A 19,828-nucleotide genomic window follows, 5' to 3' on the forward strand; every position below is an offset into this window, starting at 1 on the left:
CGCTTTTGCCGACCATGAGCCAAACCGAACCGCTAGACCAAGATCCCGTGTTCCAGCTGAAAGGCAGCATGCTGGCCATCACCGTGCTGGAACTTGCCCGCAACGACCTCGACGCCCTGGACCGCCAACTGGCCGCCAAGGTCGCCCTGGCGCCGAATTTTTTCAACAATGCCCCATTGGTACTGGCCCTCGACAAACTGCCGGCCGGCCAGGGTGCCATCGACTTGCCCGGGCTGATGCGTGTTTGCCGCTCCCATGGTTTGCGTACCCTGGCGATTCGTGCCAGCCGTATCGAAGACATTGCAGCGGCCATTGCAATTGAACTGCCCGTATTGCCGCCCTCCGGTGCCCGCGAGCGTCCGCTCGACCCCACCGAAGGCGAAGTGAAGAAAAAACCGGAAAAACCACCGGAGCCGACGATCAAGCCTACAAAGATCATCACCTCCCCCGTACGCGGCGGGCAGCAGATTTACGCCCAGGGCGGTGACCTGGTCGTGGTAGCGCCGGTCAGCCCCGGGGCGGAACTTCTGGCCGATGGCAACATCCATGTATACGGCCCAATGCGCGGACGTGCCCTCGCCGGCATCAAGGGTGATACCAAGGCCCGGATTTTTTGCCAGCAGTTGACCGCTGAGCTAGTGTCCATCGCCGGCCAGTACAAGGTTTCAGAAGATCTGCGCCGTGATCCGCTGTGGGGAGCCGGGGTACAGGTCAGCCTGTCGGGCGACGTGTTGAACATCATCCGTCTTTAACGGATACTGCCGCATTTTCCAAGCATCTCTAGACTCTGATAGCACAGCGAAACCGGCAAGATTTGCGTAGGAATAATTAAAGACTGGCGTTTTCCCTGCGGAGACAACGGTTTTTTCCTACAAAGGCTGTCCGCCTGCAGCGAGTTTCAAGAGATGTTTTTCAGGGGCTGAAAAGTCCTTCTTCCTTAGGGGTGAAACACCTTGGCCAAGATTCTCGTGGTTACATCCGGCAAGGGTGGTGTGGGTAAGACCACCACCAGCGCCGCTATCGGTACCGGCCTCGCTCTGCGCGGCCACAAAACCGTTATCGTCGACTTCGACGTCGGTCTGCGTAACCTGGACCTGATCATGGGCTGTGAACGCCGCGTGGTTTACGACTTCGTCAACGTCGTCAACGGCGAAGCCAACCTGCAACAAGCCCTGATCAAGGACAAGCGCCTTGAGAACCTGTACGTACTGGCCGCCAGCCAGACCCGTGACAAGGACGCGCTGACCAAAGAAGGCGTAGGCAAAGTCCTGGCCGAGCTGAAAGAAACCTTCGAATACGTGGTATGCGACTCCCCGGCCGGTATCGAAACCGGTGCTCACCTGGCGATGTACTTCGCCGATGAAGCCATCGTGGTGACCAACCCGGAAGTGTCCTCCGTACGTGACTCGGACCGCATGCTGGGCCTGTTGGCCAGCAAGTCCCAGCGCGCTGAAAAAGGCGAAGATCCGATCAAGGAGCACTTGCTGCTCACCCGTTACAACCCTGAGCGCGTCAGCAACGGCGAAATGCTCGGTGTTGAAGACGTGAAGGAAATCCTCGCAGTGACCCTGCTGGGCGTGATCCCGGAATCCCAGGCCGTGCTGAAGGCTTCCAACCAGGGTGTTCCGGTGATTCTCGACGACCAGAGCGACGCCGGCCAGGCGTACAGCGATGCCGTCGATCGCCTGCTGGGCAAGTCCGTGGAACATCGCTTCCTCGATGTCAAGAAGAAGGGATTCTTCGAGCGTATCTTTGGAGGCAACTAAACAATGAAATTTCTCGACTTCTTTCGCGCCAACAAAAAACCAACGACCGCGTCGGTCGCGAAAGAGCGTCTACAGATCATCGTGGCGCACGAACGCGGCCAACGCAGTACGCCGGACTACCTGCCAGCCTTGCAGAAGGAACTGGTCGAGGTGATCCGCAAGTACGTCAATATCGGCAACGATGACGTGCATGTCGCCCTGGAAAATGACGGCAGCTGCTCGATTCTGGAACTTAATATCACCCTGCCTGATCGTTGATCGAAAAGGCGGTCGCCACGGCGGCTCGTTCACCTTGATCCCTATTGGGGAGCCGGGTGGGCGAGCCGCCGTTGGCGTTTGTTGCGAGGCTGTTTAATGCCGCTGTCCAATATTCATATCCTGCATCAGGACGCCGCCGTCCTGGTGGTGAACAAGCCTACCCTGTTGCTCTCGGTGCCTGGTCGGGCCGATGACAACAAGGACTGCCTGATCACCCGGCTGCAGGAAAACGGCTACCCCGAAGCCCGCATCGTCCATCGACTCGACTGGGAAACCTCCGGGATCATCCTGCTGGCTCGGGATGCCGACACCCACCGCGAATTGTCCCGTCAGTTTCACGACCGCGAAACCGAAAAAGCCTACACCGCATTGGCCTGGGGCCAGCCGGAGCTGGACAGCGGCAGCATCGACCTGCCCTTGCGCTACGACCCGCCGACCAAACCGCGGCATGTGGTAGACCACGAGCAGGGCAAGCATGCGCTGACCTTCTGGAAGGTGCTGGAGCGTTGTGGCGACTGGTGCCGGGTGGAGCTGACACCGATCACCGGGCGTTCGCACCAGTTGCGTGTACATATGCTGTCAATCGGCCACCCGCTGCTGGGTGATGGCCTGTACGCCCATGAACAGGCCCTGGCCGCCTGGCCACGGCTGTGCCTGCATGCAAGCATGTTGAGCTTCACGCACCCGCAAAGCGGCGAGCGCCTGCGCTTTGAGTGCCCAGCCCCGTTCTGACCGCTGAGCGCATCTCCTCCAGGAGGGAGCTTGCTCGCGAAGAGCCTGAGAGCAACGCATTCATTCAGGATAAATGCAGCGCTCCTGGGTTTTTCGCGAGCAAGCTCGCTCAACAATGAATCGGCCGAGCCAATACGGTAGACTCCGCGCATTGCTGTCTGGAGCTATTTATGCGCGAAGCGTTGAATCAAGGCCTGATCGACTTCCTCAAGGCCTCCCCTACTCCTTTTCATGCCACTGCCGCCCTCGCCCAGCGCCTGGAAGCGGCCGGTTACCAGCGTCTCGACGAGCGCGACACCTGGGCCACCGAAGCCAACGGCCGCTATTACGTCACCCGTAACGATTCCTCGATCATCGCCTTCAAGCTCGGCCGTCATTCGCCGCTGCAAGGCGGCATTCGCCTGGTCGGCGCCCACACCGACAGCCCGTGCCTGCGGGTCAAGCCGCAACCGGAGCTGCAACGCCAGGGCTTCTGGCAACTGGGCGTGGAAGTCTATGGCGGTGCGCTGCTGGCGCCGTGGTTCGACCGCGACCTGTCCCTGGCCGGCCGCGTCACTTTCCGCCGTGACGGCAAGGTCGAGAGTCAGTTGATCGACTTCAAGCTGCCCATCGCCATCATCCCCAATCTGGCCATTCACCTGAACCGTGAAGCCAACCAGGGTTGGGCGATCAATGCCCAGACCGAGCTGCCGCCGATTCTCGCGCAATTCGCCGGTGACGAGCGCGTGGACTTCCGCGCCGTGCTCACCGAGCAACTGGCACGGGAACATGGGTTGAACGCCGACGTGGTGCTCGACTACGAGCTGAGCTTCTATGACACGCAAAGTGCGGCGGTGATCGGCCTCAATGGCGACTTCATCGCCGGCGCGCGCCTCGACAACCTGCTGTCGTGCTACGCCGGCCTGCAAGCCTTGCTCACCAGTGACACCGACGAAACCTGCGTGCTGGTGTGCAACGACCATGAAGAAGTCGGCTCTTGCTCCGCCTGCGGTGCCGATGGCCCGATGCTGGAACAGACCTTGCGCCGCCTGTTGCCCGAAGGTGATGAATTCGTACGCACCATTCAGAAATCACTGTTGGTGTCGGCGGACAATGCCCACGGAGTGCACCCGAACTACGCCGAGAAACACGACGCCAACCATGGCCCGAAACTCAACGCCGGCCCGGTGATCAAGGTCAACAGCAACCAGCGCTACGCCACCAACAGCGAAACCGCCGGCTTCTTCCGCCATCTGTGCATGGCCCAGGAAGTACCGGTGCAGAGCTTTGTGGTACGCAGCGACATGGGCTGCGGCTCGACCATCGGCCCGATCACCGCCAGCCACCTGGGCGTACGTACCGTGGACATCGGCCTGCCGACGTTTGCCATGCACTCGATTCGTGAACTGTGCGGCAGTCACGACCTGGCGCATCTGGTGAAGGTGCTCGGTGCGTTCTATGCGAGCCGCGATTTGCCTTGACGTTCAGGGCTGAGGGCGCGCAGGTACGTGGGAGGGGGGCGTGCTCTCTCCCACATGCAGTCTGCGTATGCCTGATCTGCATCACCTGCACTTTCTGCATTCCGACCTAGACTTGTCAGTATTCCCACTCTGACAAGGCCGTCGCACCATGATCCCCATGTCCTCCTTCCACGCCATGCTTATCCCGGTTCTGATCGGCATGATCATGTTGGCCGTGGGCTTCAACTTCCGTGACAAGCCGGTCGGCGTGTTCGGCATGTGGATCGGCATGCTGCTGATCCTGGGGACAGTGGTTTACAAGATCCTCGCCAAACTGGCGGAATGACAAATGCACTCGCATTGGGCATAGCGGCCTCGTACACTCGGTCAATTCGTCGTTTCCAAGGTTGACCGCCTCGTGCTCTCCCGTCTGTTCGCCCTGCCCTGCTATATCCTGATCGCCCTGCTCACGCTGTTGCCGCTGGCGCCTGCCCAAGCCGTGGGTTTACCCGGCCTGCTCGGCACTACCACCAAGGCCCAGCCCCAGGCGGAAGTCCCCCTGGGGCAGTCGCTGGATGAGGTGATCAAGACGCTGGAAAACGACCAGCAGCGCACCCAACTGCTGAGCGATCTGAAGAAACTCCGTGAAGCCACCCAAAAGGCGCAACCCGCCGCCGAACAAGGCGTGCTCGGGCTGATCGGCGGCACCCTGGCGGGCCTTGAGGCGCAGTTTTCCGGGGCCGACAGCCCACTGGGGCGCTGGTCCAATGAAGTCGACCAGGCCAAGGACGAACTCAGCGCCCTGATGCTGCCGGCCAGCGAATGGCTGCCGATCATTTTCGGCTTTGCCGTGATCCTGGCAGTGTGGAGCCTGCTGGCGGCGGCGCTGATCTGGCTCAGCCACCGTGTGCGCGAACGTTTCGGCCTGCCCGAAGAGCTGCCGCAGCACCCACGCACCTGGGACATGGTGCGCTTCGCCCTGCGCAAACTGGGCCCCTGGATGATCGCCCTGATCATCACGGTTTACCTCAGCTACGCCCTGCCCTCGTCCCTGGGCAAATCCCTGGCGATGGTGCTGGCCTACGCACTGGTGATCGGCACCTGCTTCTCGGCGATCTGCGTGATTGCGTTCTCCGTGCTCGACGGCCCTCACCGTCACCGTGCCCTCTATATCCTGCGCCATCAGGCGTTCCGTCCGCTGTGGTGGATCGGCAGCTTTGCCGCCTTCGGCGAAGCGTTGAGCGACCCACGGCTGGTCCAGGCCTTGGGGCAACACCTGGCTCACACCGCCGCGACCGTGGCCAATGTGATGGCTGCGCTGTCCACCGGCGTGTTTATCCTGCGTTTCCGTCGCCCCATCGCGCACCTGATTCGCAACCAACCGCTCTCCCGCCGCCTCACACGCCGCGCTCTCACCGACACCCTGTCCATCATCGGTACCTTCTGGTACTTGCCGGCGCTGCTGCTGGTCGGGATTTCGCTGTTCGCCACCTTCCTGTCGGCGGGCGACACCAGCACGGCGTTGCGCCAGTCGCTGTTGTGCACGGTGCTGCTGGTGCTGTGCATGGTGATCAACGGCCTGGTACGCCGCCACGCCCTCAAGCCGCAGCGCGGGCACAAGCGCCACGCCTTGTATTCCGAGCGCCTGAAGAGCTTTGTCTACACCCTGGCCCATCTGGTGGTATGGCTGGCATTCATTGAGCTGGGCCTTCGTGTGTGGGGGATGTCGTTGATCCGCTTTACCGAAGGCGACGGTCATGAGATCAGCGTCAAACTGTTCGGCCTGGGCGGCACACTGTTGTTTGCGTGGCTGATCTGGATTCTCAGCGACACGGCCATTCACCATGCCCTGACCCGCTCGCGCAAAGGCCTGGCCAACGCCCGTGCGCAAACCATGATGCCGCTGATCCGCAACGTGCTGTTCGTGACCATCTTCATCATCGCGGCCATCGTCGCCCTGGCGAATATGGGTATGAACGTCACGCCGCTGCTGGCAGGTGCCGGTGTGATCGGCCTGGCCATCGGTTTTGGCGCACAGTCACTGGTGGCGGACTTGATCACCGGCCTGTTCATCATCATCGAAGACTCCCTGGCCATCGATGACTACGTGGATGTCGGCGGCCACCTCGGCACCGTCGAGGGCCTGACCATTCGGACCGTGCGCCTGCGTGACATCGACGGCATCGTACACACTATCCCGTTCAGTGAAATCAAGAGCATCAAGAACTACTCGCGGGAGTTCGGCTACGCAATTTTCCGAGTGGCGATCCCCTACAACATGGAAATCGACGACGCGATCAAGCTGATGCGCGATGTCGGCCAAAAAATGCGCAACGACCCGCTGCAACGTCGCAATATCTGGTCACCGTTGGAGATTCAGGGTGTCGAAAGTTTCGAATCGGGCAGCGCGATCCTGCGCGCGCGGTTCAAGACGGCGCCGATCAAGCAGTGGGAAGTGTCGCGGGCGTTCAACCTGTCGCTCAAGCGTCATCTGGATGAAGCCGGGCTGGATCTGGCCACGCCGCGCTTGAGTGTGCAGGTAGTGACCGCCGGCACTGTGCAGGAGAAAGATCAACAACAATAAACTCAGGAGAGGTCCTTATGCGTTTAACCGGTCTGACACACCAGTGGGTTTTCGGCGCGCTGTGCGCAGTCGCCAGCAGTGCCGTGATTGCCGCCGGCAGCGGCCAGGGCAGCGCCCGCGAGGAAATCGCCGCCCAGGCAAAAGCGCTTGAGCCGGCGTTGCTGGAAACCCGGCGCGACATTCACGCCCACCCTGAACTGGGCAACACCGAAACCCGCACGGCCGAACTGGTCGCCAAACAATTGCGCGACCTGGGCCTTGAGGTCAAAACCGGCATCGCGCGTACCGGTGTCGTAGCCGTACTCAAAGGCGCCCTGCCCGGCCCAACCGTCGCCCTGCGGGCCGATATGGATGCGTTACCGGTGAAGGAGGTCGCCGACCTACCCTTCGCGTCCAAAGCCAAAGGCACCTACCTGGGCAAGGAAGTCGACGTGATGCACGCCTGCGGCCACGACGCCCACACCGCTATCCTCCTGAGCACGGCGAAAATCCTTACCGGCATGCGCGACCGCTTGCCCGGCACAGTCGTGTTCTATTTCCAACCTGCCGAAGAAGGCCCGAGCGACTTCATTCCCGACGGCAAAAACACCTGGGGCGCGAAGATGATGGTGCAGGAAGGTGTGATGAAAGCGCCCAAGCCGGACGCGGTGTTCGGCCTGCACGTGTGGGCCGGTGTGCCCGCCGGGCAGATCGCCTACCGCCCAGGCCCAACCCTGGCCAGTTCAGATGACCTGCGCATCAGGATCCTCGGCAAACAGACCCACGCCGGTCGCCCGTGGGACGGCATCGACCCGATCACCGTCGGCGCGCAAACCATCGTCGGCCTGCAAACCGTGGTCAGCCGCCGCACCGACATATCGTCATTCCCGTCGGTGGTCAGCATCGGCACCATCAACGGCGGTACGCGCTACAACATCATTCCCGAATCGGTGGACATGAGCGGCACCATTCGCTCCTACGACTACGGCATCCGCCAGAAGCTGCACGCGGATGTGCGCCAGACGGTAGAGAAAATCGCCGAGAGCGGTGGCGCCAAGGCCGAAGTCACGATCATCGAGAAATACGACCCCACCATCAACAACCCGGCCCTGACCGAAAAAATGCTGCCGAGCCTGCGCTGGGCGGCCAACGATGATGTGGTGCAAGGCCCGTTGGTGGGCGGTGCCGAGGACTTCTCGTTTTATGCCAAGGAGGCACCGGGACTGTTTGTGTTCCTGGGGGTAACGCCGCGGGCTCAGGACATGAGCAAGGCTGCGCCGAACCATAACCCGGGGTTCTATGTCGATGAGTCGGCGTTGGTGGTGGGGGTCAGGACGCTGGCGTCGCTGGCAACAGACTACCTGTACACCCGCTGAACCACTGCCGTGGCGAGGGAGCTTGCTCCCGCCGGGCTGCGAAGCCGCCCTAAAAAACAGGAGCGCTTCGCACTCCAGCGGGAGCAAGCTCCCTCGCCACACAAACCACTTCGCATGGGATGTGCTGGATCAGCCGGCCAGCGCAGCGCTGTCCATCTTCTGGCGCAGGCTCAGCGGGCGCATGTCGGTCCAGACCTCCTCGATGTAGGCCAGGCACTCTTTCTTCATGCCGCTCTTGCCCACGGTGCGCCAACCTTCCGGCACGGCCTTGTAGTCGGGCCAGATGGAATACTGCTCTTCATGGTTGACCACAACCTGGAAGAGGATGTCGTCGCGGTCAAATACTGAGGTCATTGCTGTTCTCCATCGCTCAAAGGCTGGCTGCGCACCACGCGCAGCGCTGATATCTGTAGAAACGTACCAGGCCGGCAAAAAATTAGAGGCCGGCAACCGCCGCCGTCACGGCGCGCCCGAAGATTTCGGCAACACGGTCGATCTCGGCAGCGGTGATCACCAGCGGCGGCAGGAAACGCACCACGCCGCCATGGCGACCGCCCAGCTCCAGGATCAGGCCGCGCTTGAGGCATTCACGCTGTACCAGCGGTGCCAACTGGCGATGTACCGGTGGATGGCCCTGGATATCGGGGGTGCCGTCCGGGTCCACCAGTTCCACCCCCAACATCAACCCACGTCCACGAATATCGCCCAGTTGCGGGACATCCCGTTGCAGGATGCGCAGGTGTTCAGCCAGCCGTTCCCCCATGGCGGCGGCGTGGCCGGCCAGGTCATGCTCCTTGAGGTGGCGCATCACCGCCGAACCCGCCGCCATTGCCATCTGGTTGCCACGGAAGGTTCCGGCGTGAGCGCCCGGCAGCCAAGTGTCGAGCCAGTCGCGATACACCACCACCGCCAAGGGCAGGCTGCCGCCGATGGCCTTGGACATCACCACCACGTCCGGGATGATGCCGGCGTGCTCGAAGGCGAACATCTTGCCGGTACGGCCGAAGCCGCTCTGGATTTCATCGACGATCAACGCCACACCAGCCTGCTCGGTAATACGCCGCAGACCACGCAACCAGTCGAGGTCGGCAGGGATCACACCACCCTCGCCCTGCACCACTTCGACAATCACCGCGGCCGGCAGCGTTACGCCGGCCTCCGGGTCACTGAGCAGGTTTTGCAGGTAATGCAGGTTGACCTGTACGCCTTGCGCACCGCCCAGACCGAACGGGCAGCGGTAATCGTAGGGGTACGGCAGAAATTGCACACCATTGGCAAGCAAGGCACTCAAGGGTTTCTTCGGCCCCAGGCTGCCCATCAGGCTCAACGCACCCTGGCTCATGCCGTGATACCCGCCCTGGAATGACAACACCGTACTGCGGCCGGTGGCGGTGCGTACCAGTTTCAGCGCGGCCTCCACCGCGTCGGTGCCGGTCGGCCCGCAGAACTGGATTTTCGCTTCCCGCGCCAGCGCCGGCGGCAGCAGGCCGAACAGGTCCTGCACGAACTGGTCCTTGACCGGGGTGGTCAGGTCGAGGGTGTGCAGCGGCAGTTCATCGCTGAGTACCTGCTGGATGGCTTCGATCACCACCGGGTGGTTATGGCCCAGCGCCAGAGTGCCGGCACCGGCCAGGCAATCGATGAAACGGCGGCCCTCCACGTCCTCCACGTAGATACCCTTGGCGCGTTTGAGTGCCAGGGGGATACGCCTTGGGTAGCTGCGGGCGTTGGATTCCTGTTGGCGTTGGCGGGCCAGCAGTGGGGTTTCCTCGAATTGGTAGAGTGTTTCGTGCACCTGAGTGTCTTCGATGCGGATGGTGGCGACTGACATTTCTCGATCCCTCAATACGCGGGTGGGGTGAGCAGACGGGTGATCCGTGGGTGTACGGATTTCATGTTCTGGAGACGCATCAGCTTCGGGGGGATTTAGGGGAGACGGCGTACATATCCGTTATTCAGGTCACGGCCACCTGGGGTTCCGCCCTTACGGCGGGTCACTTTGGAAAAGCCGGAATGCCGGCCCAGCCCAAAGTAACCAAAGGGCTCTTGCCCCACCACTCGGCACCTCGCTCAGGCTCGGTGTGCCCGAACACAGACTTGAATCCGTGGGCCGCAGCGTTTTGCTTTCCTGTGGGAGCTGGCTTGCCTGCGCTACACAGAGTATCTACACAACTTTGGTGCGGCCATGAACCTGTGGCGAGGGAGCTTGCTCCCGTGACGGCTCGGAAGCCGGCGACTAACCCTTAGTGGCCGTGGCTTGGATAACCGATATGTCACGATCAACCGGACACTCAGATCCCCCGATACCGCTCATTCAACGCATACAGAACCGCGCACGTTTGCGCATCTAGAAACCCGCAATAATCCTGCGGCCGAAAGTGCATCTGAAACGCCCGGGTTCGTTGTTCGAATGCCCGGCGATTTTTCGCCGGTGCGTATCCGTAGCGCTGGAAAGCCCGTTCCACTTCCACCTCCGGCGGCAGCCCGAGGCAAAACCGGCGTTGGTACATAGCCCGCGTGGCCTCGTCGAACCAAGCGCCGATGCCCGCTTCGTACAAGCGCCGCCAAGGCAATTGCGGCCCAGGGTCGCTTTTGCGCCAATACGCCACATCCGAGTGGCCAAGCACGTCGGTCGGCCCGATCTGTGGGTAGCGACCCAGAATGTCACGAAGCAGGGCAACCAACATGTCGACCTGCGCCTCCGGGTACGCCGGAAAGGTGAACACGCCCCCAGCATCCCGCGCCAGGTTGACGATCTCGATGCCGATCGCCCGGCCGTTGAGATTGTCTCGCCCCTCCCAATGGCTTGTACCGGCGTGCCAGGCGCGCTTGTCTTCGGGCACCAGGCGAAATACCCGCAACTCAAGATAACCGCCGGCGCGATAGGCCGGCTCATTCGGATCCGGCAACAGGTAGTGCGCGCTGACGCCGCCCTGGGTCAGCGTATTCAGGGATGAGGTGAACGGCGCGGCGGTGTAATGCAGCACCACCTGCCGCACGGGCTCGCCGTTACGTTCGTTGAAATCGCTGGAAGGAAAACTGCTATCGATGACCAACATAAGGACCGTCCTTTTTCAATACAGGCCGAATCATTCAACCCGTTGGAGCACAAAAAAATTACCGCCATCCTGAAGCGCGCACGTTCAGGTTGGCGGTAACTATTTGGTCCTTGAAAAAGAAGGCTCAGTTGAAGCTTTTTGTAGAGCGAGCTTGCTCGCGAAAAACTCACAGGCGCCGCGCCCATTCAGGCAACACGCGTTATCGTTGAGGTTTTTCGCGGGCAAGCCCGCTCCTACAGATGGCCGCTCAGCGCCGCAGTGGCATCCCGAGGTCCACCCGCAGGCCGTCCGGCCGGCTGTCGAACTTCAGCGAGCAGGAACAACGCTGGACGATGGCCTGCACAATCGCCAGGCCCAGGCCGCAGCCCTCGCTGTTGCCGTTGCGCCAGAACCGTTGCGTCAGGTACTGCAGGTCCTCGCTGGAGATCTGCTTGCCATGGTCACGGACCCGGAAGACTACGTTATCGGTCGCGGTCAGCACGCTCAGTTCCACCCGCGTATCCGCAGGGGTGTGACGCAGGGCGTTGTCCAGCAGGTTGCGCAGCGCCGCGACCGCCAGGCCCACCGGCATTTCAACCGGGGTGGCCGAGAGGTTGTCGGGCAGGATCAGGTCAATACGCCGGTTGTCCCCCGCGTTGGCATCCTGGATCGCCAGGCGCGCCACTTCCTCGGCCGTGGAGTGCAGGCCGTCATCGAACGACAGGTTGCCCTCCACCCGCGCCAACAGCAGCAATTGCTCCAAGGTCCGGTGCAGACGGTCGGCACCTTCCTCGGCATGCGCCAGGGACTGGTCGCGGGCTGCACCTTCGGTCATGCGGGCCACTTGCAGGTGGGTCTTGATCGCCGTGAGTGGGCTGCGCAGTTCATGGGCGGCGTCGCCGGTGAGGCGGCGTTCGCGCTCAATGGTCTTGGCAATCCGTTGCAGCAGCTGGTTCTGGGTGTCGAGCAGCGGCTTGAGTTCGCTGGGCAACGGGTGGATCTGCAGCGGCTCAAGGGAGTCGGCACTGCGCCGCATCAAGGCATCGCGCATGCGATTGAGCGGCACCAGGCTCTGGCCGATGCCCAGCCACAACAGGCACAGGCAACCCAGCAAGGCCACGCCCACCGGCACGGACGCCGCCAGCAGGATCGACAGGTTCAACGCTTCGCGCTCCACCTGGCGGTCGGCGGTGGTGATCAGCAAATCACCACGGGACAGGGTGAAACTGCGCCAGCCCACTCCGTCGATGACCTGGTCGCGAAAGCCGCTCTTGCGCGACTCCAGCCCTTCCTCCGGGGTGGTATGGCTGCGAGCCAGGATCTCGCCGCGCAACGAGCTGACCTGACAGGCCATGCCGCCCGGTACGTTCAGTTGTTCGGTGCGCAGGTGCGCACCGCCACTCACACTGGCCAGGCCCGGCATCTGCTCGGTCAGCCCCGCCACCATGCGTGCCGACGCGACCAGGCGTTGATCGAGGGAGAACATCATCTGGTTGCGCAAGTCGTTGAGCATCCAGGCGGCCGCCAGGGCCCAGATCAACACAAAAGCGGCGCCCAACTTGAATGTCAGGCGCAGGCGCAGGCTCATCACGAAGCGTTCTCTGCGTCATCCGCCGTGCCCAGGCGATAGCCCAGGCCGCGCACGGTCTCGACGATGCCATTACCCAATTTGCGCCGCAGGTGATGGATGTGCACGTTCAACGCGTTGCTTTCCAGTTCGTCGTTGAAGCCGTAGACGCTGTCCTTGAGTTGTTCGCTGGAGAGCACGCGGCCCTTGTTGTGCAGTAACGCTTGCAGCAGCGCCTGCTCGCGACGGGACAGGTCCACCGGCTGGCCGCCCAGGAAGGTCTCGCGGCTGCTGGGGTCGTAGGTCAGGCGGCCGTGTTCGATCAGGTTGACGCTGCGCCCCGCTACGCGCCGCAGCAGGGTTTGCAGGCGGGCGGCGAGTTCGCGCAGGTCAAAGGGCTTGAGCAGGTAGTCATCGGCACCGGCCTGCAGGCCGTCGACGCGGTTGGTCACGGAGTCCCGTGCCGTGAGGATCAGCACCGGGATTTCCAGGCCCTGGCTGCGCTGTTGCTGCAACAGTTTGAGGCCGTCTTCATCGGGCAGGCCGAGGTCGAGCACCATAATGTCGAACGTCGCGGCCTTGAGCATCGCCCGCGCGGCTGCGGCCGAGGCCACGCGCTCGACGGTAAAGCCTTGGGCGGTCAGGCCGGCCACGATGCCGCTGGCGATCAGTTCGTCGTCTTCACAGACCAGTACGTGCATGCTGAACCCTTCATGAAAGATGGGGAGATTAAAGGTTGGCCGGATTAAGCGCAGATTATGCCGTGAAAAGAGACGCGCCCAGACTTTCCCTACACTCTAGAATAGCGCCGGTTAATCATCGGTTAATCAACGCCACACATTGTGTGCCTCACTTGCATCGAACTAAGGCTTGACCATGCGGCATCTGTTTACCTTTTTGCTGGTGTTGTTCGCGGGGTTCGCCCAGGCCGCGCCAGGCAACCCGTTTGAGACCAAACCTGATTTCCTTCCGGTGGGCAAAGCCTTCACTTTTACCTCCGAGCGCCTGGAAAGTGGCGAGACCCAGCTGTACTGGCAGATTGCCGACGGTTATTACCTGTACAAGCAGCGCATGAAGTTCGATGGCCTGGCTGAAAAGCCCGCGCTGCCGCAAGGCGAGGCCCATAGCGATGAGTTCTTCGGCGATCAGGAAGTGTATCGCCAGGGCCTGGAAGTGAAGATTCCGGCCGGAGCCACCGGCCAGGTCAAGCTGGGCTGGCAAGGCTGTGCCGACGCGGGCCTGTGCTACCCGCCGCAATCGATCACCGTGGACCTGGGCGGCAACCCCGCCGTGGCTGCCACTGCTGAAGCCCAGGACCAGAGCCTGGCCAGCGGCCTGCAACAGCGCAGCCTGGGCTGGAGCCTGCTGGTGTTCTTTGGCTTGGGCCTGTTGCTGGCCTTTGCCCCCTGTTCGCTACCGATGCTGCCGATCCTTGCCGGCCTGGTAGTCGGCAGTGGCGCCAGCCCACGTCGCGGTTTTGCCCTGGCCAGCAGCTATGTGGTGTGCATGGCCCTGGTATATGCCGCACTCGGCGTGCTGGCCGCGCTGCTCGGCGGCAACCTGGCGGCGCTGCTGCAAACCCCTTGGATCCTGGGCAGTTTTGCCGCGCTGTTTGTGATCCTCGCCTTGCCGATGTTCGGTTTCTTTGAACTGCAACTGCCGGCCTTCCTGCGCGACCGCCTGGACAACGTCAGCCGCCAGCAAAGCGGTGGCAGCCTGGTGGGCGCGGGGGTTCTCGGCGCACTGTCCGGCCTGCTGGTGGGCCCGTGCATGACCGCCCCCCTGGCTGGCGCCCTGCTCTACATCGCCCAGAGCGGCAATGCACTGCACGGTGGCCTGATCCTGTTCGCCATGGGCATTGGCATCGGCGTGCCGCTGTTGCTGCTGGTGACGGTGGGCAACCGCTTCCTGCCCAAGCCGGGTACCTGGATGAACGTACTCAAGGGCATCTTCGGCTTCCTGTTCCTCGGTACCGCCGTGTTGATGATTCGCCCGGTGGTCGGCGAAAGCCTGTGGCTCGGCCTGTGGGGCGCACTGGCGTTGGTGATGGCCTACTGCGGCTGGACACTGGCCCGCGAATACGGGCTGGCCGCCAAGGTGTTTGGCGCCGGCTCCCTGGTGCTGGGCCTGTGGGGCGCGGTACTGGTGGTGGGCGCAGCCGGTGGCAGCGATGACCTGTGGCAACCGCTGAAGGTGTACAGCGGCTCGCGCGTCTCCGCCGCAACGACTGCCCACGATGCGTTCATGACCATTAACGACCCGGCCGTGCTGCAAAGCCAGCTCGACGCCGCCAAGGCCCAGGGGCAATGGGTACTGGTGGACTACTACGCCGACTGGTGCGTGTCGTGCAAGATCATGGAAAAGCAGGTATTCGGTAAACCCGAAGTCATGGATGCGCTGAAAGACGTGCGCCTGCTGCGCCTGGACGTCACCGCCGACAATGCCGCCAGCCGCGAGCTGCTCGGCCGCTATAAAGTCCCTGGCCCACCCAGCTTCGTGTGGATCGGCCCCGACGGTGAAGAGCGCCGTGCCCAACGCATCACCGGCGAAGTGGATGCCGCCGCCTTCCTGCAACGCTGGACGCAAACCCGGAACGCGCTCTGATGCTGACCCTGACCATCGGTACCTTCGCCATTGCCCTGAATCACATCCTGCTGATCAGCGCGCTGATTCTCGCCACGTTGGTGGGCTGGCGCGTGGCCAGGCGTGGCGGGGAAAACCCGGAATCGGTGCTGTTCAGCCTGTTCCTGCTGGGCATGCTGGTAGCACGCCTCAGCTTTGTGCTGATGTACTGGAGCGAGTACCGCAACGACTGGCTGCAGATGGTCGACCTGCGTGACGGCGGCTTTCTCGCCTGGCCCGGCGTGATTGCGCTGGTACTCGGCGCGCTGGCCTACGGCTGGCGTCGCCCTGCCCTGCGCAAGCCGCTGAGCGCCGGGGTGATCACCGGGCTGGTGTTCTGGAGCATGAGCAGCTTGTCCCTGAGCCTGTACGACAAGGGCTCGCAATTGCCCGACATCACCTTGCGCAACGCCAATGGCGAGGTGGTGCAACTGGCCGATTACAAAGGCGGCCCGCTGGTGATCAACCTGTGGGCCACCTGGTGCCCACCGTGCCGGCGGGAAATGCCGGTGCTGGAACGCGCCCAGCACCAACGGCCCGACGTGACCTTCCTGTTCGTCAACCAGGCCGAAAGCATGCAAAGCGTCAGTACCTTCCTCGCCACCCAAGGCCTGACCCTCGACAACGTGTTGTTTGACGCCAGTGGCCGCCTCGGCCAGGCCGTAGGTTCCATGGCGTTGCCGACCACCCTGTTCTACCAAGCCGATGGGAGGCTGATCAACAGCCACCTGGGCGAGCTGTCCCAGGCCAGCCTGGCCCGCGCCATGGAACCCTTCGACTCCGCTCCCGCCGCCACAAGGAAACCGACATGCCAAGCCTCCGCCACCTGCTGACCCTGCTGCCACTGACCCTGGCCGCTACCCTGGCCCAGGCCGAAGACTGGCCGGCGCCGATCAAACAGATCGAAGCCAAGGGTGCCAGGATCCTCGGCAAATTCGACGCGCCCAGCGGCCTCACCGGCTACGCCGCCCAGTATCAGAACCGTGGCATGGCGCTGTACCTGACCGCCGACGGCAAAAGCGTGCTCGCCGGCAACCTGTACGACGCCCAGGGCAATGACCTGAGCAGCGCGCCCCTGGAAAAACTGGTGTACGCGCCGATGGCCAAGGAAGTCTGGGCCAAGATGGAACACAGCAACTGGATTCAGGACGGCGATAAAAACGCGCCGCGCATCGTCTACCTGTTCAGCGACCCCAACTGCCCTTACTGCAACATGTTCTGGGAACAGGCCCGCCCGTGGGTGAAAGCCGGCAAGGTGCAACTGCGCCACATCATGGTCGGCATCATCCGCGAGGACAGCCCGGGCAAGTCGGCCGCGCTGTTCGCCGCCAAGGATCCGCAAAAAGCCCTGGAAGAACACGAAGCCGCCGGCAAGGGCAGCAAGTTGCAGGCACTGGACAAGATCCCGGCGGATATCGAGGCCAAGCTCGATGCCAATATGAAGTTGATGGATGAGTTGGAGTTATCGGCCACCCCGGCGATTTTTTATCTGGATGAAAAAGGTGGGCTGCAGCAACAGCAAGGGGCGCCTTCGCCGGAGAAGTTGGGGAAGATACTGGGAGCGAAATAAAAATAACCTCAATGCTTTAATAGGTAAGCCGCAACTTTTTATTAATAGAAAGTGCCACTGCGAGGCAGTGGCACTTCAAACTAGTTAAGCCAAAACGTAAAATTATCCAACCCAATCCATTCCGCCGTTGTAGTAGTGACGATTATCGAGGAAATACGCCCTCCAGAAGGGGCAGTAAAACTCACCCACTGGTCAACGTCCCCCCCCATCGCTTGACCATAGCGAGTGAAACTGCCCTGCAAAATATCTTGTTCGTCATAAAAAGAAAATTTTACGTCTGCGTCCAGCCACACCATACCGAATAAGGTGCGTACACAGCTGAACTTTAAGTTCATCCGTATCACCTGTGGGCCGGTGGTGTTGTATCCAATCATTAAACCAGGAGGAACATACTTATCCGGGCTCGCCTGATAGGGATAGTTCGCGATGCCAGACGTTCCCGCACCGCTGACATGCGAGATCGACATCCGTGGCGTTTCTATACGTCCACCTGCATAAACCAATTATGGGAAAGGAGTATCACTAAAATTCTCGTAGATTATTTTAGGAGGTAAAACGACTGTCAATTCCAATGATGGGAAACGCACTGCGTCCGTCGCACTTGAACTGCCGTCAGTCGTGACATCGCAAAAAACAGCCAACGAGCTGTGATTTTTCAATTTTTCTAATTCAGATCGAAGCAGTACTGCCGACAATCCATTGTAGACTTCATCTGAAGTTACGCGTGGGTCTATACGCACGTTGATCGTATAGGAGACACCGGTTTCGAGAGTCCCGACAGCACGCAGCCAAGCATTTTGCCCCTCAAGAGCAAACCACCACGCTTTGTCGAAGTTTGCGTCATACACGGTGATATGCGCCTCACCTGTAAAAGTCTGCAGATCTAAAACCCCGCCCTGGGTAGCCGGTGGAGTCGCCTCCGGCACCACCGGCGTTGGAAGTCTCGTCGGCACGCTGATCTTCAATGCCAACGTCTTCGACGGCGCCAGCTTACAAGTACTGGTCACTATGTAATTGATCGGGATGGTTTTACCTGCGCCCTGAATCACCGCTTCACGCGGGATCGCAAAATCCACATAGCCCGGATCGCTGTTGCCCGGTTTTGATTCCAACGGCAGGCTCGTGCCGTCCGCTCTGATCCACTTCAGCTGGATCGAGTGATGAGGGCTGATCCGTTCATACGCCACCCGCACCGTCACGCCATCCTGGCCGTTCCAGATCGTCAGTTGATCATCCACCGCTTCAAGCACCGTTGGGTGAGGCAGTACCCAAGCCTCTTGCTCGATGTTGAAAATCCGCACAGGAAACTCGATGGCCGTCTCCAGCGTGCGCTGGCCATCAAAGTTCACCGCGAAATGCAGCCTAAACTCGCTGCAATCGGCCAGTTGTTGCAGCTTGGCCCTGGAGATCGGTGTATCGACTCCATCGTGTAACCAGGCGGCTGTCAGCGGCTTGCCCTCCAACACATCAAACTTATAGGCGCTGCCATCCTCAAGGGTGCCGGTTACCCACATCCAGCAGCAGTTCCGCTCTATGGCGTAATCCCAGATGGGCACCACACCTGTTGCGTCATCGCTGAAGGTATTGAGATCCACCTTGTTGCCAGTGGCCTCTTCAATGCCCGGTCTGGTCAGTTGAGGCGCAAGTACCTTGATCACACGATCCGGAGAATGTTGGGGTTCGTAATTGTTGAATTGAAGGCTGTATTTCAGCGTCAATGTCTTATTAAAAAGGGTGGCGATGATTTCCGGGGCAACATCAAATGACAGGCTCGTTTCGCCCGTCTTCACATCCTTGCAACCGAGTGCCACTGGCCCGTAATTCGGCCCTGAGGCGTAGGCACACACGTGATCACCCTCGAACATGCCTTCATAACCCACAATGGCGTGCCCGCCATTGACCGTGTTGACAGGGTTGACCTGCCAGTGACCAGCAGGTTGCTCTACCGATTCGCGCAAGTGCGGCGGGTTCAGATCCTGTGCCGGATCAACCTGCAGCAACGAGGTGGTGCGCAGGTGGAAATCCTCGGCGTTAACAGGAAGCGGGTTTTCTAAAAGTGGATCGCCTGGCTCAGGGTACACAGGCTCTGTCGTATCCCAAATCACACCCAGGTGGGTGGTGATCGCCGAATAGTCTTCCAGCCTGGACAACCAGCCTCGCGCGAGAGCAAACCTGAAAACGTGGTCTGCATGAGCCTCATGTGCCTGCACCACATGATCCAACGCTATCCATATAAAGCGGTAAGGCGCGATATGCTGGTTACCGGCAACGGTGACAAACAGACGCTGGCCCTCGTAGATCATCGGCCAAGCCTTGATCTCGACAATTTCATCGCCGGTGAAGCTCTGCATCCTCAGCCACCAGGTGTTCCACTCGTTCTTGGAGTGAACAAATACCGGCCTCGATACAACCAAGTCTTGCTCGCTGATTTGCTGGACTTCCAACTCCAGCGTCAGGGATTTCTGTACACGGCCTCCAGCGATGGCCGTGTACTCGAAGAGCACCGTGTGCCCGATGCAGTAACTGATCAACTGCGCCGGAATATCGACGACGTCAACGCCATCCGCCACGGAAACAGGCTCGAAGACTGGCGCGGCCTGCCCCTTGATAGCCATGTAAAACATGACCCCGGAGGCCCCCGCCGGCAGTGTCAGTGTCGCAGACGTGCCATCGATAGCGTCGATGGGATAAAGCACACTGTTGTTCGCTGCGAACTTGATAACTGGGTAAGGCAGCTCTGCTTCGACCAATGTTTCTGTTGGCAGGGGGGACGTAACGCTTAAGGCTCGCGCGGAGGGTGTGCGTTTGGGGGTCGGTTTTTTAGACATGATAAGACTCCTGTCCAGCGTTAGATAACTATCGGGGTTGGCCATGAGGCCAGAAACTCGACTTATCAG

The 19,828-nt window shown here is 61.2% G+C and carries 18 protein-coding genes; 11 read left to right on the top strand and 7 right to left on the bottom strand.

The genetic code is table 11. The features are described from left to right. Window positions 1-14 precede the first annotated feature (14 nt). From minC to EXW71_RS06890, 8 genes are all read left to right on the top strand, one after another. Entirely contained in the window at window positions 15-752 is a 738-nt protein-coding gene (gene minC / locus EXW71_RS06860; protein WP_123717557.1) for a septum site-determining protein MinC, read from the top strand. Between the two features lie 201 nt (window positions 753-953). Next, a complete protein-coding gene (minD, locus tag EXW71_RS06865) occupies window positions 954-1,766 on the top strand; it encodes a septum site-determining protein MinD (protein ID WP_016970146.1) in 813 nt (270 codons plus the stop codon). Between the two features lie 3 nt (window positions 1,767-1,769). Continuing rightward, window positions 1,770-2,024: a cell division topological specificity factor MinE gene (minE, locus tag EXW71_RS06870; RefSeq protein ID WP_010208824.1), complete on the top strand. Its 255-nt coding sequence runs from the start codon at window positions 1,770-1,772 to the stop codon at window positions 2,022-2,024. A gap of 96 nt (window positions 2,025-2,120) precedes the next feature. After that, window positions 2,121-2,756: an RluA family pseudouridine synthase gene (locus EXW71_RS06875; RefSeq protein WP_123717556.1), complete on the top strand. Its 636-nt coding sequence runs from the start codon at window positions 2,121-2,123 to the stop codon at window positions 2,754-2,756. Between the two features lie 170 nt (window positions 2,757-2,926). After that, window positions 2,927-4,216: a M18 family aminopeptidase gene (locus EXW71_RS06880; RefSeq protein ID WP_134656855.1), complete on the top strand. Its 1,290-nt coding sequence runs from the start codon at window positions 2,927-2,929 to the stop codon at window positions 4,214-4,216. A gap of 148 nt (window positions 4,217-4,364) precedes the next feature. Next, on the top strand, window positions 4,365-4,541 hold the full coding sequence (locus EXW71_RS28745) for a hypothetical protein (protein WP_167659640.1): 177 nt from the start codon (window positions 4,365-4,367) through the stop codon (window positions 4,539-4,541). Between the two features lie 72 nt (window positions 4,542-4,613). Then, entirely contained in the window at window positions 4,614-6,779 is a 2,166-nt protein-coding gene (locus tag EXW71_RS06885; protein WP_134656856.1) for a mechanosensitive ion channel family protein, read from the top strand. Window positions 6,780-6,796: 17 nt separating this feature from the next. Continuing rightward, entirely contained in the window at window positions 6,797-8,134 is a 1,338-nt protein-coding gene (locus tag EXW71_RS06890; RefSeq protein WP_134656857.1) for an amidohydrolase, read from the top strand. A gap of 129 nt (window positions 8,135-8,263) precedes the next feature. On the opposite strand, the gene EXW71_RS06900 is transcribed toward EXW71_RS06890, so the two are convergent. From EXW71_RS06900 to EXW71_RS06920, 5 genes are all read right to left on the bottom strand, one after another. Continuing rightward, window positions 8,264-8,488 carry an MbtH family protein gene (locus EXW71_RS06900; RefSeq protein ID WP_071486465.1) on the bottom strand — a complete coding sequence of 75 codons (225 nt, stop codon included), beginning with the start codon at window positions 8,486-8,488 and terminating at the stop codon, window positions 8,264-8,266. An 82-nt stretch (window positions 8,489-8,570) separates the two neighbouring features. Further along, complete coding sequence (locus EXW71_RS06905; protein WP_134656859.1) at window positions 8,571-9,965, bottom strand: aspartate aminotransferase family protein; 1,395 nt, start codon at window positions 9,963-9,965, stop codon at window positions 8,571-8,573. A gap of 460 nt (window positions 9,966-10,425) precedes the next feature. Further along, the gene (locus EXW71_RS06910) at window positions 10,426-11,193 is read right to left on the bottom strand and encodes an N-acetylmuramoyl-L-alanine amidase (RefSeq protein ID WP_134656860.1); all 768 of its coding nucleotides are present in this window, start codon (window positions 11,191-11,193) and stop codon (window positions 10,426-10,428) included. Window positions 11,194-11,440: 247 nt separating this feature from the next. Beyond that, window positions 11,441-12,760, bottom strand: coding sequence for an ATP-binding protein (locus EXW71_RS06915; protein ID WP_134656861.1), 1,320 nt, complete (start codon window positions 12,758-12,760; stop codon window positions 11,441-11,443). Next, window positions 12,760-13,440, bottom strand: coding sequence for a response regulator (locus EXW71_RS06920; protein ID WP_123717549.1), 681 nt, complete (start codon window positions 13,438-13,440; stop codon window positions 12,760-12,762). Before EXW71_RS06920 ends, EXW71_RS06915 begins: the two co-directional genes overlap by 1 nt. Window positions 13,441-13,615: 175 nt before the next feature. Between EXW71_RS06920 and dsbD the strand changes: the two genes are divergently transcribed. Genes dsbD through dsbG form a run of 3 tightly spaced genes read left to right on the top strand, consistent with a single transcriptional unit; the run spans window position 13,616 to window position 16,931 of the window. Next, entirely contained in the window at window positions 13,616-15,343 is a 1,728-nt protein-coding gene (dsbD, locus tag EXW71_RS06925) for a protein-disulfide reductase DsbD (RefSeq protein WP_134656862.1), read from the top strand. Continuing rightward, a complete protein-coding gene (locus EXW71_RS06930; RefSeq protein ID WP_134656863.1) occupies window positions 15,343-16,194 on the top strand; it encodes a TlpA disulfide reductase family protein in 852 nt (283 codons plus the stop codon). Before dsbD ends, EXW71_RS06930 begins: the two co-directional genes overlap by 1 nt. Next, window positions 16,170-16,931, top strand: coding sequence for a thiol:disulfide interchange protein DsbG (dsbG, locus tag EXW71_RS06935; protein ID WP_134656864.1), 762 nt, complete (start codon window positions 16,170-16,172; stop codon window positions 16,929-16,931). Before EXW71_RS06930 ends, dsbG begins: the two co-directional genes overlap by 25 nt. Before the next feature lie 80 nt (window positions 16,932-17,011). Here dsbG and EXW71_RS06940 read toward each other — a convergent pair whose 3' ends face one another. Then, window positions 17,012-17,398, bottom strand: coding sequence for a hypothetical protein (locus EXW71_RS06940; RefSeq protein WP_134656865.1), 387 nt, complete (start codon window positions 17,396-17,398; stop codon window positions 17,012-17,014). Window positions 17,399-17,434: 36 nt separating this feature from the next. Next, the gene (locus EXW71_RS06945) at window positions 17,435-19,759 is read right to left on the bottom strand and encodes a hypothetical protein (protein WP_256657091.1); all 2,325 of its coding nucleotides are present in this window, start codon (window positions 19,757-19,759) and stop codon (window positions 17,435-17,437) included. Between the last annotated feature and the right edge of the window lie 69 nt (window positions 19,760-19,828).

The sequence above is a fragment of the Pseudomonas sp. BCA17 genome (genome assembly GCF_004519405.1).
Taxonomy (GTDB): domain Bacteria; phylum Pseudomonadota; class Gammaproteobacteria; order Pseudomonadales; family Pseudomonadaceae; genus Aquipseudomonas.

What these genes read in the sequence shown, in the direction of transcription:
- minC (WP_123717557.1), top strand. Translation starts at nt 15, where the DNA reads ATGAGCCAAACCGAACCGCTAGACCAAGATCCCGTGTTCCAGCTGAAA.
- minE (WP_010208824.1), top strand. Translation starts at nt 1,770, where the DNA reads ATGAAATTTCTCGACTTCTTTCGCGCCAACAAAAAACCAACGACCGCG.
- EXW71_RS06875 (WP_123717556.1), top strand. Translation starts at nt 2,121, where the DNA reads ATGCCGCTGTCCAATATTCATATCCTGCATCAGGACGCCGCCGTCCTG.
- EXW71_RS06880 (WP_134656855.1), top strand. Translation starts at nt 2,927, where the DNA reads ATGCGCGAAGCGTTGAATCAAGGCCTGATCGACTTCCTCAAGGCCTCC.
- EXW71_RS28745 (WP_167659640.1), top strand. Translation starts at nt 4,365, where the DNA reads ATGATCCCCATGTCCTCCTTCCACGCCATGCTTATCCCGGTTCTGATC.
- EXW71_RS06890 (WP_134656857.1), top strand. Translation starts at nt 6,797, where the DNA reads ATGCGTTTAACCGGTCTGACACACCAGTGGGTTTTCGGCGCGCTGTGC.
- EXW71_RS06900 (WP_071486465.1), bottom strand. Translation starts at nt 8,488, where the DNA reads ATGACCTCAGTATTTGACCGCGACGACATCCTCTTCCAGGTTGTGGTC.
- EXW71_RS06905 (WP_134656859.1), bottom strand. Translation starts at nt 9,965, where the DNA reads ATGTCAGTCGCCACCATCCGCATCGAAGACACTCAGGTGCACGAAACA.
- EXW71_RS06910 (WP_134656860.1), bottom strand. Translation starts at nt 11,193, where the DNA reads ATGTTGGTCATCGATAGCAGTTTTCCTTCCAGCGATTTCAACGAACGT.
- EXW71_RS06915 (WP_134656861.1), bottom strand. Translation starts at nt 12,760, where the DNA reads ATGAGCCTGCGCCTGCGCCTGACATTCAAGTTGGGCGCCGCTTTTGTG.
- EXW71_RS06920 (WP_123717549.1), bottom strand. Translation starts at nt 13,440, where the DNA reads ATGCACGTACTGGTCTGTGAAGACGACGAACTGATCGCCAGCGGCATC.
- dsbD (WP_134656862.1), top strand. Translation starts at nt 13,616, where the DNA reads ATGCGGCATCTGTTTACCTTTTTGCTGGTGTTGTTCGCGGGGTTCGCC.
- EXW71_RS06930 (WP_134656863.1), top strand. Translation starts at nt 15,343, where the DNA reads ATGCTGACCCTGACCATCGGTACCTTCGCCATTGCCCTGAATCACATC.
- dsbG (WP_134656864.1), top strand. Translation starts at nt 16,170, where the DNA reads ATGCCAAGCCTCCGCCACCTGCTGACCCTGCTGCCACTGACCCTGGCC.
- EXW71_RS06940 (WP_134656865.1), bottom strand. Translation starts at nt 17,398, where the DNA reads ATGTCGATCTCGCATGTCAGCGGTGCGGGAACGTCTGGCATCGCGAAC.
- EXW71_RS06945 (WP_256657091.1), bottom strand. Translation starts at nt 19,759, where the DNA reads ATGTCTAAAAAACCGACCCCCAAACGCACACCCTCCGCGCGAGCCTTA.